This is a genomic window from Halobellus rufus (assembly GCF_000739575.1).
GTDB lineage: Archaea > Halobacteriota > Halobacteria > Halobacteriales > Haloferacaceae > Haloquadratum > Haloquadratum rufum.
This window is the reverse complement of the sequence record NZ_BBJO01000016.1, coordinates 1-11,952: the sequence shown is the minus strand read 5'-3', so window position 1 is coordinate 11,952 and position 11,952 is coordinate 1. Positions and strand designations below refer to the sequence as shown.

The 11,952-nt window shown below is 68.5% G+C and carries 13 protein-coding genes; 8 read left to right on the top strand and 5 right to left on the bottom strand.

Annotation, left to right across the window (positions count from 1 at the left end; genetic code table 11):
- Window position 1 precedes the first annotated feature (1 nt).
- Both ACP99_RS08665 and ACP99_RS08660 read right to left on the bottom strand, forming a co-directional pair.
- Window positions 2-895: a basic amino acid ABC transporter substrate-binding protein gene (locus tag ACP99_RS08665; protein WP_049986223.1), complete on the bottom strand. Its 894-nt coding sequence runs from the start codon at window positions 893-895 to the stop codon at window positions 2-4.
- A gap of 123 nt (window positions 896-1,018) precedes the next feature.
- Window positions 1,019-1,852: a COX15/CtaA family protein gene (locus ACP99_RS08660; RefSeq protein ID WP_049986222.1), complete on the bottom strand. Its 834-nt coding sequence runs from the start codon at window positions 1,850-1,852 to the stop codon at window positions 1,019-1,021.
- A 99-nt stretch (window positions 1,853-1,951) separates the two neighbouring features.
- Here ACP99_RS08660 and ACP99_RS08655 point away from each other — a divergent pair, with 99 nt between their 5' ends.
- On the top strand, window positions 1,952-3,130 hold the full coding sequence (locus ACP99_RS08655) for a M24 family metallopeptidase (RefSeq protein ID WP_081927309.1): 1,179 nt from the start codon (window positions 1,952-1,954) through the stop codon (window positions 3,128-3,130).
- 130 nt (window positions 3,131-3,260) lie between these two features.
- Window positions 3,261-5,504, top strand: a complete 2,244-nt coding sequence (locus ACP99_RS08650) for an NADP-dependent malic enzyme (RefSeq protein WP_049986221.1) — start codon at window positions 3,261-3,263, stop codon at window positions 5,502-5,504.
- Window positions 5,505-5,581: 77 nt separating this feature from the next.
- On the opposite strand, the gene ACP99_RS08645 is transcribed toward ACP99_RS08650, so the two are convergent.
- Window positions 5,582-6,250: a reverse transcriptase-like protein gene (locus ACP99_RS08645; RefSeq protein WP_049986220.1), complete on the bottom strand. Its 669-nt coding sequence runs from the start codon at window positions 6,248-6,250 to the stop codon at window positions 5,582-5,584.
- Between the two features lie 145 nt (window positions 6,251-6,395).
- On the opposite strand from ACP99_RS08645, the gene ACP99_RS08640 reads away from it, so the two are divergent.
- Together ACP99_RS08640 and ACP99_RS08635 are read left to right on the top strand one after the other, a co-directional pair.
- The gene (locus tag ACP99_RS08640; protein ID WP_049986219.1) at window positions 6,396-6,914 is read left to right on the top strand and encodes a CBS domain-containing protein; all 519 of its coding nucleotides are present in this window, start codon (window positions 6,396-6,398) and stop codon (window positions 6,912-6,914) included.
- A 90-nt stretch (window positions 6,915-7,004) separates the two neighbouring features.
- Entirely contained in the window at window positions 7,005-7,934 is a 930-nt protein-coding gene (locus tag ACP99_RS08635) for a DMT family transporter (RefSeq protein WP_049986218.1), read from the top strand.
- A gap of 29 nt (window positions 7,935-7,963) precedes the next feature.
- Here the strand turns inward: ACP99_RS08635 and cmk are convergent, their stop codons facing one another.
- Window positions 7,964-8,578, bottom strand: a complete 615-nt coding sequence (gene cmk / locus ACP99_RS08630; protein ID WP_049986217.1) for a (d)CMP kinase — start codon at window positions 8,576-8,578, stop codon at window positions 7,964-7,966.
- A 283-nt stretch (window positions 8,579-8,861) separates the two neighbouring features.
- On the opposite strand from cmk, the gene ACP99_RS08625 reads away from it, so the two are divergent.
- The 3 genes from ACP99_RS08625 (at window position 8,862) to ACP99_RS08615 (ending at window position 10,563) form a co-directional block, all read left to right on the top strand.
- Window positions 8,862-9,140, top strand: a complete 279-nt coding sequence (locus tag ACP99_RS08625) for a hypothetical protein (protein WP_049986216.1) — start codon at window positions 8,862-8,864, stop codon at window positions 9,138-9,140.
- A gap of 89 nt (window positions 9,141-9,229) precedes the next feature.
- Window positions 9,230-9,787 (top strand): DUF1684 domain-containing protein, encoded by a 558-nt coding sequence (locus ACP99_RS08620; protein ID WP_049986215.1) that lies wholly within the window; start codon window positions 9,230-9,232, stop codon window positions 9,785-9,787.
- Between the two features lie 80 nt (window positions 9,788-9,867).
- On the top strand, window positions 9,868-10,563 hold the full coding sequence (locus ACP99_RS08615) for a helix-turn-helix domain-containing protein (RefSeq protein WP_049986214.1): 696 nt from the start codon (window positions 9,868-9,870) through the stop codon (window positions 10,561-10,563).
- Between the two features lie 44 nt (window positions 10,564-10,607).
- On the opposite strand, the gene ACP99_RS08610 is transcribed toward ACP99_RS08615, so the two are convergent.
- A complete protein-coding gene (locus ACP99_RS08610; RefSeq protein ID WP_049986213.1) occupies window positions 10,608-10,946 on the bottom strand; it encodes a HalOD1 output domain-containing protein in 339 nt (112 codons plus the stop codon).
- A gap of 154 nt (window positions 10,947-11,100) precedes the next feature.
- On the opposite strand from ACP99_RS08610, the gene ACP99_RS08605 reads away from it, so the two are divergent.
- On the top strand, window positions 11,101-11,952 hold an 852-nt coding region (locus ACP99_RS08605; protein ID WP_049986212.1), incomplete at its 3' end, for an aminopeptidase.

Here is an 11,952-nt window from a genome sequence, read left to right as displayed (position 1 = left end):
ATTATCCGTCGAAGTACTCCGAGTAGATCTCGTCGTACGTGCCGTCCTCTCTGATCGCCGCGAGCGCCTCGTTGACGCGCTCGCGGAACTCGTCGTCGTCCTGGCGGAACGCGATGCCGTAGTTCTCGATCGTGAGCGTGAGGTACGGCGGCGCTTCCTGGTCGCTCTCGGCGGCGACGCCCTCGCCCTCGAGGAAGACGACGTCGTCGCGGTCGTTGGCGAAGCCGGCGTTGACGGTGTTGTCGTTGATGACGGCGTTGACCTGTCCGTTGATGAGCGCCTGGAACGCGCCGTTGATCTGGTCGTAGCTCTTGATGTCGAGTTCGCCGTCGAACTCCTCTTTGAGTTCCTCGGCCGCGCCGGCCCCGGTCGTCCCCTTCTGGACGCCGACGGGGTTGCCGCGGAGGTCCTCCTTCGAGGAGATGTCGCCGTCGGCGCGGACGATGACGGTCTGGTAGGCCGTGAAGTACGGGTCGGAGAAGTCGACCTGCTCGGCCCGCTGGTCGTTGATCGTCATCGCGGACATGATGATCCGGAAGTTGTTGTTGTTCAGCGAGGGGATGATCGAGTCGAAGCTCGTCGGCTTGAACTCGTAGTCGACGCCGAGTTGCTCCTCGAAGATCGCCGCCGCGATGTCGACGTCGAAGCCGGTGAGTTCGCCCGACGTCGTCTCGTACTCGAAGGGCCGGTAGGGGATGTCCGAGCCGATGACGACGGTCGAGGGGACGACCGATTCGGTCGTCGCCGCCTCCGTCTCCGTCGAGTCGGAGCCGGAGTCGCCGCTTTCGGTCGTCGAGTCGCTTCCGCCGTCGCCAGACCCGCCGCCGGTACATCCGGCGAGCAGACCGCCGGCGAGCACGCCAGCGCCGGTCTTCACGTAGGTCCGTCTGTCCATAACATCGTCCCGTAATAGAGAGCCGTATAACAACGTGTCGCTTTATTGCGCGTCTGTCACCCTTTCAGGGGGTTTCGCGCCGTTCCCGCGAAATTCTCTCCCCGTCCGCACCCGCGACAGTGCTCAATCGCTCCGGGAGGCGACCGTCGCGTCGGCCGGACTTCCGCCGGACCGCGCGAGGAACCACGCCGCGGCGACGAGGCCGAGAGCGAGGATTGTGCCGGCGACCGAGACGTACTGGAGCGTCCCGCCGTACACCAGTCGACCGACGACCAAGAGCGAGATGACGACGAGCGCGGCGAGGCCGCTCACGCGGCCGATCAGGCGGGACGAACCGGAGGCGTCTGTCACCCACACCGCGGTCGCGAGTAGCCCGACGTACGCCGTGAGCCCGGCGAGGTAATACGTCGCTTGGACCTCCGGGCCGAACGTGACGAACGCGTGCGGCGCCAAGACGAGCATCACGGGAAGCAACGCGGTCGCGACGGCGAGCGGACGGCGAACCCGATCGACGGTGCCGGGTCCGGACGCGGGCTCGTAGGCCCAGATAGCCGCCATCGCGACGCCCGTGAAGATGATCGACGCCGTGCCGAAGTGCGCCAGCAGGATCGCCCACTCGTAGGTCGTCACCGTGAGCGCGCCGAGGATGATCTGCGAGGGCAGGAGGATCGTCGCGCCGGCCAGCGCGAGCCGGACGCGCCGTTCCGCGCCCTGACGCCACGCCACGACGGTCGTGCCGAGGACGACGAAGCCGGTGATCATCGCGACGAGTCGGTGGAACCACTCGATGAAGCTGCTCCAGTTGGCAGGGAACAGTCCCAAGAACCCGTCACAGAGGGGCCACCGGCCCGCGCAGGTCAGCCCCGCCCCGGTCGAGGCGGTGTACACGCCGAGCACCATCAGGATACCCGTGAGCGCGGCGGAAGCGCCGACGAGTCGTCGGAGACGCGCGTCCATACGCGCACGTCGGGGTCGGAGCTACTTGAATCGCTCTTTCGGCCTCGTCCGGAGTTCGCTTTCGGCACGTTTCAAGTCGCGGGAGCGGAACGAGCGGGTATGCGCGACGAGACGCCGCCGGAGGACGCCGAACGCGCCGACGGCGCGAGAGCGGAGTTGCGACGAAGACACCTCGAACACCGCCGCGAGCGACTCGCGGAGTTCCTCGACGAGGCCGAGCTGGACGCCGTCTGGATGGCCCGTCCGAACTCCTTCGCGTGGCTCACCGGCGGGAGCAACGTGGTCAACCGCGACGCCGACGTCGGGAGCGCGGCCGCGGGCTACACCCGCGCGGACGGCTTTCGGGTCGTCACCGACAACATCGAGGCCGAACGGCTCGCCGACGAGGAGCTTCCGGACGCCTTCGACGTCGAGGCCGTCCCGTGGTACGAGTCGTCGCTGGCTGACGCCGTCGCATCCACGACCGACGGCGCGGGAGCGGCGGACTTCGACGTCCCGGGGTTCGAGCACTTGAACGCGAGTCGCCTGCGCCGCCCGCTGAGCCCGACCGACGTCGAGCGCTACCGCGAGTTTGCCGGGGACGTCGCCGCCGCCGTCGAGCGCGTCGCGCGCGAACTCCAGCCAGACGACACCGAACACGAAGTCGCCGCCGGTCTGCGGGTCACGCTCGCGAGTCAGGGGATCGAATCGCCCGTCGTCCTCGTCGGCGGCGGCGAACGCGCCCGGAAGTACCGGCACTTCACGCCGACGCTGGCGGAGTTAGGCGAGTACGCGCTCGTCACTGTGACCGCCGAGCGAGGCGGCCTCTACGCGAGTACGACCCGCACGGTGGCCTTCGGGGACGCCCCCGAGTGGCTCGGCGAACGGCACGAGAAGGCGATGCGCGTGGAGGCGAGCGCGCTCGACGCGACGCTTCGCGCCGCCGCGGACGATGGAGAAATCGGGACTGCCGGCGACGTGTTCGACCGGATCAGGGAGGCCTACGACGCCGTCGGCGAGTCCGGCGAGTGGCGGAACCACCACCAGGGCGGGGCCGCGGGCTACGCGGGCCGCGAGTGGATCGCCACCCCAGAGGGAGAGGAGCGCGTCGAGACGCCGCTGGCGTACGCCTACAACCCGACGGTGTCAGGTGCGAAGTCCGAGGACACGGTGCTGCTCGCCGACGGCGAAAGCGAGGTGTTGACCGCGACGGGCGAGTGGCCCACCCGCACCGTCGATTCCCGGCTGGACGGCGGGTTCTCCATCGAGCGCCACGAGGTGCTCGAACTCGATTCCTGACCGACGGCGCGACCGAAGTGGCGGCCGCTCCCGTGCGGTGAGGTTGTTCGACTGACGAGTCCCTGTTCGTCGTCTGTCGAATGGGGGTTCGACAGATAGCTTTTTTTGTGCCGGTGAGGAAGCCGCCGCTATGGGACTAGACGACGACGCGAGGGAGTACCACCGCGAGGAGCCGCCCGGCAAGATCGAGATATCCACGACGAAGCCGACGAACACCCAGCGAGACCTCTCGCTCGCGTACTCTCCCGGCGTCGCCGCGCCGTGCCGCGACATCGACGCCGACCCGACGCGCGCGTACGAGTACACCGCGAAGGGGAACCTCGTCGGCGTCGTCTCGAACGGCAGCGCCGTGCTGGGGCTCGGTGACATCGGCGCGCAGGCGTCGAAGCCGGTGATGGAGGGGAAGGGCGTCCTGTTCAAGCGCTTCGCCGACATCGACGTCTTCGACATCGAACTCGACCTCGACGACCCCGACGAGATCATTAGCACCGTGCGCGCGATGGAGCCGACCTTCGGCGGCATCAATCTGGAAGACATCAAAGCGCCGGAGTGCTTCGAGATCGAATCGCGCCTGCGCGAGCAGGTCGACATCCCGGTCTTCCACGACGATCAGCACGGCACTGCGATCATCTCCGGGGCGGCGCTGCTGAACGCCGCCGACGTCGTCGAGAAGGAGCTCTCGGACCTCGACGTCGTCTTCTCCGGCGCGGGCGCGTCGGCCATCGCGACCGCGCGCTTCTACACATCGCTGGGGGTCGAGACCGAGAACATCACGATGTGCGACTCCTCGGGCGTCATCGGCACCGACCGCGAGGACCTCAACGAGTTCAAGGCCGAGTTCGCCTCCGACACCGACGACGACACGCTCGCGGACGCGTTGGAGGGCGCGGACGTGTTCGTCGGCCTCTCCGTCGGCGGCATCGTCTCGCAGGAGATGGTCGCGTCGATGGCCGAGAACCCGATCGTCTTCGCGATGGCGAACCCCGACCCCGAGATCAAATACGAGGACGCGAAGGACGCCCGCGACGACACGGTCATCATGGCGACCGGCCGCTCCGATTACCCGAATCAGGTGAACAACGTCCTCGGCTTCCCGTTCATCTTCCGCGGGGCGCTGGACGTGCGCGCGACGGAGATCAACGAGGATATGAAACGGGCCGCCGCGGAGGCACTCGCCGACCTCGCGCGACAGGACGTCCCCGACGCGGTCGTGAAGGCCTACGGCGATCAGCCGCTGCAGTTCGGCCCAGACTACGTCATCCCGAAGCCGCTGGACCCGCGGGTGCTCTTCACCGTCGCCCCCGCTGTCGCGGAGGCGGCGATGGACTCCGGGTGCGCCCGGACGGAGGTCGACCTCGACGAGTACGAGGAACGCCTCGAAGCGCGGCTCGGCAAGTCCCGCGAGATGATGCGCGTCGTGCTCAACAAGGCGAAGTCCGACCCCAAGCGCGTCGCACTCGCGGAGGGCGGCGACGAGAAGATCATCCGCGCGGCCTACCAGATGCGAGAGCAGGGGATCGCCCAGCCCGTCCTCGTCGGGAACGCGACGAAGATCAAGCGGACCGCCGAGGAGCTCGGACTGGACTTCTCGCCGGAGATCGTCGACCCGCGCAGCGGCGACTGGGACCACTACGCCGACCGCCTCTACGAGCTCCGCCAGCGCGAGGGCGTCACGAAGAACGAGGCCCACGAGCTGATCCGCGGGGACAGCAACTACTTCGCGAGCGTGATGGTCGAGCAGGGCGACGCCGACGCGATGCTGACGGGGCTGACCCACCACTACCCCTCGGCGCTCCGCCCGCCGCTGTCGATCATCGGGACCGCGCCCGAGGCCGACTACGCCGCGGGGGTCTACCTGCTGACGTTCAAGAACCGCATCATCTTCGCGGCCGACACGACGGTCAACCTCGATCCCGACTCGGACGTGCTCGCGGAGATCACCAAACACACAGCCGACCTCGCCCGGCGGTTCAACGTCGAGCCCCGCGCGGCGATGCTGTCGTACTCGAACTTCGGCAGCGTCGACAACGAGGGGACCAGAAAGATCCGCGACGCCGTCTCGGCGCTCCACGGGGACGAGGAGGTCGACTTCCCGGTCGACGGCGAGATGCAGGCCGACACCGCCGTCGTCGAGGACATCCTCGAGGGGACCTACGAGTTCTCACAGCTCGACGAGCCCGCGAACGTGCTGGTCTTCCCGAACCTCGAGGCGGGCAACATCGGCTACAAGCTGCTGCAGCGGCTCGGCGGCGCGGAGGCAATCGGTCCGATGCTCGTCGGGATGGACAAGCCCGTGCACGTCCTCCAGCGTGGCGACGAGGTGAAGGACATCGTCAACCTCGCCGGCGTCGCCGTCGTCGACGCGCAGGAGTAAGTCCGGTCGCGCCATTCGCGGCTCTCGGTCACACTACCCACGACTTCTCGGCCACGCCATTCACGCGTCTACGCGTCTCAGTCGCTCGCGCTCCCCTCGAAACGCGACGGCGGCGGGAACTGCGGGTCGGCGTGCTCGGAGCCGAACGCCTCGACGTCGTCGACGCGACCGCCGAGGTCGGGGACGACACAGCGGTCCGCGCGACTGTTCACGTGCGCGTACGCCTCCGGCGCGTTCGCGAGGGGGTGCGCGGGGTTCTGGCGGCTGTCGATCCGCGCCGCGCGGAGTTCGCCGAACCCGGCGATGCGCGCCCGGATGCCCCGCCAGTGCGACTCGCTGCCGCCCGGAACGCTCGGCGAGTCGCCCGGTCGCCACCCGGCGTCGCCGCCCGCTTCGACGAGCACCTCGCCGTTGACCGCGGCGGCGAGGTCGTCGTGGTCGACGAGGACGCCCACGCGGGCGTGCCGCGGCGCGCGCGCCGCGAGGACGTCGAGGCCGAGGTGCAGCGCCCGGTACTCCGCGACGTTGTTGTCCGGGGCGGCGTCGGGCAGCGCGATCCGCGCGACGCGGGTCCCGTCGTGCGCCTCGATGACGACGCCGAGACCGCCGTCCGCGCCGTTGCGGCGATACGACCCGTCGGTCGCGACGTAGAAGTGTCGGTGGTGGGTGCGCGGCGGGTGCGCGATGTGCGGCGTCGGGGAGTCGTCGAACAGGTCCCGGAGGCTCGACCGGCCGTGAGCGGCCATACCCCCGCTAGTCAACGGACGGCCATAAAGATATCTCAGCCGAGGGTGACCGCCGTCGGTCGGAACGGGGAGAGAGACGCCGCTGGGTCACTCGGGGAGTCGTCCTCCCCACAACCGTTAGGCCGCCGGGCGACGAAGGGGGGCTATGGCGCGGCTCACATCCCTGACGGCCCGCGATCTGATGACGAGTGACGTCGAGACGGTCTCGCCCGACGACGACGTGAGCGAGGTGCTCGGTCGACTCGCCCGCGCGGACTTCAACGGGTTCCCCGTCGTCGACGACGGCGAGGTGGTCGGGATCGTCACCCAACACGACCTCGTCGGGCTCTTTCAGACGAAGGACCGGACGCTGTGGATCCCCGTCGGGTTCCCGCCGTTCCTCGAGACGCTCACCTACGCGGTCGACGTCTCGTGGGACGATCTGGACCTCGGGGTCGACCTGCTGCGGAACACGAACAAGCCGATCCGGGAGGTGATGACCGCCGACGTCGTGAGCGTCGCCCCGGAGACGTCGTTAGACGAGATCCTCGACCTCCTCGCGGACGACGAGCGCGACATCAACCGGCTGCCGGTCGTCGAGGAGGGGCGGCTCGTCGGGATCGTCGCCCGGCAGGACGTCATCCGGGCGATCCGGGACGAACGGCGGGCGGGCGAGGCCGAGTGAACGAGGCGTCGCCAGCGCGTGCGACGGCGTCGCCGTCGGAACCCGTCGCCGTAACGAAACGTTGACGACGACGCCGACGACACGTTCGCTGTGACTCGGTATCGAAATCTCCTCCTGTTCGTCCTCCTGGCGGCGGCGTGGGGTTCGGCGTTTATGGCGATCAAGGCCGGGCTGGAGTACATCCCACCGGTGCTCTTCGCCGCGCTGCGCTACGACGTCGCGGGCGTTCTGATGCTCGCGTACGCGTTCTACGCCACCGACCGCCCGCTCCCGCGGACCCGCGAGCAGTGGACCGTCGTCGCCATCGGCGCGACGCTCCTCATCGCGGGCTATCACACCCTGCTCTTCATCGGCGAGACCGACCCGGCCGTCACCTCCGCGGCGGCGGCCGTCATCGTCAGCCTCAGTCCGGTCCTGACGAGCGGCTTCGCCCGGCTGTTCCTCTCGGACGAGCGGCTGACGACCGTCGGCCTCGCCGGGCTCCTCCTCGGTCTGGTCGGCGTCGCGATCCTCTCGAATCCGGACCCGAACAACCTCCTGAGCGGCGGGGCAGTCGCGAAGTTCCTGATATTCGGCGCGGCGGCGGCGTTCGCGCTCGGCTCGGTGCTCACTCGTCGCGTCGACGCCGACATCCCGATCGAGACGATGGAGGCGTGGTCGATGATCGGCGGCGCGCTCATCATGCACGGCGTGAGCGCCGGGATGGGAGAGTCGGTAGCCGACGTCGTCTGGACGGTCGAGTCCGTGGCGGCGCTGGCGTACCTCTCGCTCGTCGCGAGCGCGCTCGGCTTCCTCATCTACTTCGACCTGCTGGGTCGGCTGGGCGCGATCGAGATCAATCTCGTCTCCTACGTCGCGCCGATATTCGCGGCGCTCGCGGGGTGGGCCGTCCTCGACGAGGTGCCGACCGTCTACACCGTCGTCGGATTCCTCGTCATCTTCGCCGGCTTCCTGCTCCTGAAGCGCCGCGCCATCCGCGCGGAGGTGCCGCGGCTCAGGAGGATGGTGTCGCGGCCGTAGGGCGGGCCTGACAGACCGGTAACGGGCCGTTACAGCTCGACGTCTTTCGTCTGGAACGCGCCCTCGTCGACGTCCGGATCGTACTCCTCGACCGCAGTGAGCACCATCTCTAAGGTCGCGGCCGGACTCCAGCGCGCGGTGTTGATCGAGAGGTCGTAGAAGGACTGATCGGAGACGTCGATGTCGTAGTAGGACTGATACCGACCGGCCTCGCTGACCTCCCGGACGCGCATCTCCGCCTCCATCTCCTCGCGGTCGCGAGTTCGATCGACGCGCACTTCTTCGGGCGCGTCGAGCCAGATTCGGAGGTCCGCGCGGTTGCCGGCGAGCCACCCCGCCAGCCGCGATTCGAGGATGAACGGCTTGTTCGCCGCGCCCCACTTCTCGGCGATGGTCCGGAGGCGACGGTCCAGCGCGCGGTCGATCTCGTCGGTCTCGTCGGTCTTCGCGATGAGTTGCGACAGGGACAAGTCCCGGTCCTCCGCGAGTTCGCGGAAGATGTCCCCGCCCGAGACGTACCCGCAGTCGAGCGCCGCCGACAGCCCCTCACAGAGAGTCGTCGCACCGCAGCCCGGCGGCCCCGAGACAGTGATGAAGAGGTTGCTGTCGACCGACCGCGCCGTCGGGACGTCGTCGTCTGTCATAGACGTTCGGGACTTACTCGCGGTGCACAAAAAGCCGCTGGACTGCGCGCCGCCCCGACAGGTGAACGCACGGCACGCGTCGGCAGCCGCGAGCGCGCGCCGATACCGCCGAAGGGATGGGAAAGCGTTAGCGCTCCAGATAAACGATATCCGTCGATCTCGCGGCGTAGTAAGTATCTCCTTAACTTCGATCCGGGCGTCGTGAACGGACGTAAACTGACGGGAACGCTCGGGCGGCTATATGCCGGCGTCCGCCGTAGGATGTGACACGGAGTGTCCCCGAATGTCGAACTCACACGATCCCCTCGACCGCGTCGACCGCGCACGCGAACGGCTCCCGGACCCGTCGCCGGTCCGCAGTACGGTCGCCTTTCTCGCCGTCCCGCTCCGGTTCGTCGCCTTCTGGACGGCGGTCGCCCTCCCCTTCCTGTACGTCCCCCTGCTCCTCGGGGGCCTCGACGGGAGCGAACCGACCGTCTTCTTCGCGCTGTTCTCCGCGAACGTCGTCGCGCTGGTCGTCGGGCACGGCTACGGCGACCGGAGCCGCGAGACCGCCCAGTAGAGTAGTCCCCGGCGGCGAGTCGCCCCGGAAGAGCCGTAGCTGCCGACCCGAACCGTCAGAGGTTACGGCGCCGGGCGAATTGTACGGGTATGACCGACTCCGACGCCGACTACGTCGAGACGCTCCGCGCGAACCGCCGGGAGAAGGACGACTTCTTCGGATCGCACCCGCAGTCGCCGGTCCCGCCGGCGGAGCGAGAGGACTTCGAGGGCCTGGACTACTTCGATCCGAACCTCGACTACCGCGTCGAGGCGACCGCGACGCGCCACGACGACCCCGACCCCGTGCCGATGGAGACGAACACCGGCGAGGAGGTGCGGTACGTGCGCGTCGTGACCTTCGAGGTCGAACTGGGAGAGGCGAACATCCGACTCCACGGATACAAACAGCGCCCGGACGACGCCGACGAACCCGTTTTCGTGCCGTTTCGGGACAAGACGACCGGGCAGCAGACCTACCGCGGCGGCCGGTACCTCGAACTGCACCCCGAGGGCGACCTCGTCGACGGCGAGACCGTCGTGATCGACTTCAACCTCGCGTACACGCCCTTCTGCGCCTTCAGCGAGGCGTTCTCGTGTCCGCTCCCGCCCGAGGAGAACTGGCTCGACGTCGCCGTCGCCGCCGGCGAACGGGATCCGACGAACTAGGCGGTCCCGCACCGAAACGGCGAGAGCAGTACTGGCCGAACCTTCATAGCCGAACACGCGGTAGTCCTACGAGAGCACCGATGTCCGAGAGAGCCCACCGCGAGCGCGCCGACGCCGTACTGGAAGTCGAATTCATCCTTCGGGACTCGAACTATCCGTTCGTCAGGGTCTCGGAAGCGGAGTCGTGTACGTTCGAACTCGCGGAGATGATCGCGCGCGACGACGGGCGATACGCCGAGTTCTTCAACGTCACGGGGGTCGATCCGGACCGAGTCACCGCGCTCGCGGCCGAGCACGAGACGGCCGAGGCCTCGCTTCTCAGCCGCTACGAGGACGGCGGGCTCTTCGAGTTCAGCGTCTCCGGCGACTGCCCGGCGCACCGGCTGGCCGAACTGGGCGCGCTCCCCCGTTCCGTCCGAGCGGAGGCCGGCGAGGGGCGCATCGTCGCGGAGATCCCGTCGCAGTACGACCCGGGTCCGATCGTCGACGCCTTCCTGGCGACCCATCCGGACGCCGAACTAGCGGGCAAGCAGGAGAAAGGAGAGGTCTCGCCGATGTTCCCCGAGTCGACGCACCAGCGACTCCTCCAGGACGTCCTGACCGACAGGCAGCGAGAGGTCATCGACGCCGCCTTCGAGGCGGGCTACTACGAGTGGCCGCGGGAGACCACCGGTCAGGAGGTCGCCGACGGTCTCGGGATCTCCTCGGCGACCTTTTCCGAACACATCCACGCGGCCGAGCGGAAGCTCCTCACCGCGTTACTCGCGGAGCTGTGAGCCCCTCGGCGTCGACGGAGGTGGGGACGCCGCGGCTGCGACGGTCACGGACTGGGTGACGTGGGCTCGGAGACGAGCGTCCGCCCGTCGGCGTACACTGCCACGTCGCAGCCGGCGAACCGGAACGTGATGCAGACGTGGCCGGAGCGTCGCGACCCCGAACTGTCGCCGAGGAGGTCGTCGATGGCGTCGGTGTCGATCGCGTCGTAGAGCGGCGGCAGGGCCGCCTCGTCGGTGTCGGTGTGCTCAGACACGGCCCGGATGACGCTCGTGGAGGGGGATTCGTCGGGGTCGCGCGTGTAGACGCTCGTCCCCGAGTCGCCGAGGGCGCCGCCGTCGACGTCGCCGTCGTCGAAAGAACGGGGATCGGAGGGGTCGGTCATTGGTGCTCTGTTCGAAGGGAGGGACTAGAGACGTAAAGGGAGAGTCCCTACATATCAAGGCCCGAGTACGGAACGATCCGGGAGCCTGACGGCATCGGAACCCGCGGATCGCCGTGGCGAAAGGGGTTTGGTCCGCACGGCCGTCCGTCGGTGTATGGATCCGCGAATCCGCGAACACGCTCGGATCGTCGCCGACCACTCCACCGGGATCGAACCCGGGGACGAAGTCGTCATCAGCGCCCCGGCCGCCGCAGAGGATCTCGTCGTCGCGCTCCACGAGGAGTGCGCCGAGCGGGGGGCGCACCCGGTCTCTCTCAACAGCGACTCGCGGGCGACGCGCGCCTTCCTCCGGAACCACGACGGCGACTTCGAGACGCCCGAGCACCTGCTCGCGCTGCAGGAGGAGATGGACGTCTACATCGCGGTTCGCGGCGACGCCAACGCGACCGAGACCGCCGACGTCGCACCCGAGCGAAACGCGGCGTACCGCCGCGCGATGCAGCCTGTGCTCCAAGAGCGACTCTCGAAGACGTGGAGCCTCACGCAGTTCCCGACGACCGGCAACGCACAGCTCGCGGGGATGAGCACCGAGGCCTACGAGGACTTCGTGTGGGACGCCGTCAGCCTCGACTGGGACGCACAGCGCGAGCACCAACAGCAGATGGTCGAGATCCTCGACGAGGCCGACGAGGTCCGCATCCGGTCGGGCGAGGAGACGGACGTGACGATGAGCCTCGCGGGGAACGAGACGATCAACGACTTCGGCGAGAAGAACCTCCCGGGCGGCGAGGTGTTCACCGCGCCCGTCCGCGAGGAGGTCGACGGCGAGGTCTACTTCGATATGCCGCTGTACCGGCAGGGCCGCGAGATCGAGGACGTCCGCGTCCGGTTCGAGGACGGCCGCATCGAATCCTACAGCGCCGGGCGCAACGAGGAGGTCCTGACCGGGATCTTGGAGACCGACGAGGGCGCGCGCTACCTCGGCGAACTCGGCATCGGGATGAAC

Bases quoted from the DNA above. Each gene is read 5' to 3' on its own strand.
- ACP99_RS08640 (WP_049986219.1), top strand. From the start codon at position 6,396: ATGGCGCGGCTCACATCCCTGACGGCCCGCGATCTGATGACGAGTGAC.
- ACP99_RS08645 (WP_049986220.1), bottom strand. From the start codon at position 6,250: ATGGCCGCTCACGGCCGGTCGAGCCTCCGGGACCTGTTCGACGACTCC.
- ACP99_RS08665 (WP_049986223.1), bottom strand. From the start codon at position 895: ATGGACAGACGGACCTACGTGAAGACCGGCGCTGGCGTGCTCGCCGGC.
- ACP99_RS08610 (WP_049986213.1), bottom strand. From the start codon at position 10,946: ATGACCGACCCCTCCGATCCCCGTTCTTTCGACGACGGCGACGTCGAC.
- cmk (WP_049986217.1), bottom strand. From the start codon at position 8,578: ATGACAGACGACGACGTCCCGACGGCGCGGTCGGTCGACAGCAACCTC.
- ACP99_RS08660 (WP_049986222.1), bottom strand. From the start codon at position 1,852: ATGGACGCGCGTCTCCGACGACTCGTCGGCGCTTCCGCCGCGCTCACG.
- ACP99_RS08615 (WP_049986214.1), top strand. From the start codon at position 9,868: ATGTCCGAGAGAGCCCACCGCGAGCGCGCCGACGCCGTACTGGAAGTC.
- ACP99_RS08620 (WP_049986215.1), top strand. From the start codon at position 9,230: ATGACCGACTCCGACGCCGACTACGTCGAGACGCTCCGCGCGAACCGC.
- ACP99_RS08650 (WP_049986221.1), top strand. From the start codon at position 3,261: ATGGGACTAGACGACGACGCGAGGGAGTACCACCGCGAGGAGCCGCCC.
- ACP99_RS08655 (WP_081927309.1), top strand. From the start codon at position 1,952: ATGCGCGACGAGACGCCGCCGGAGGACGCCGAACGCGCCGACGGCGCG.
- ACP99_RS08625 (WP_049986216.1), top strand. From the start codon at position 8,862: ATGTCGAACTCACACGATCCCCTCGACCGCGTCGACCGCGCACGCGAA.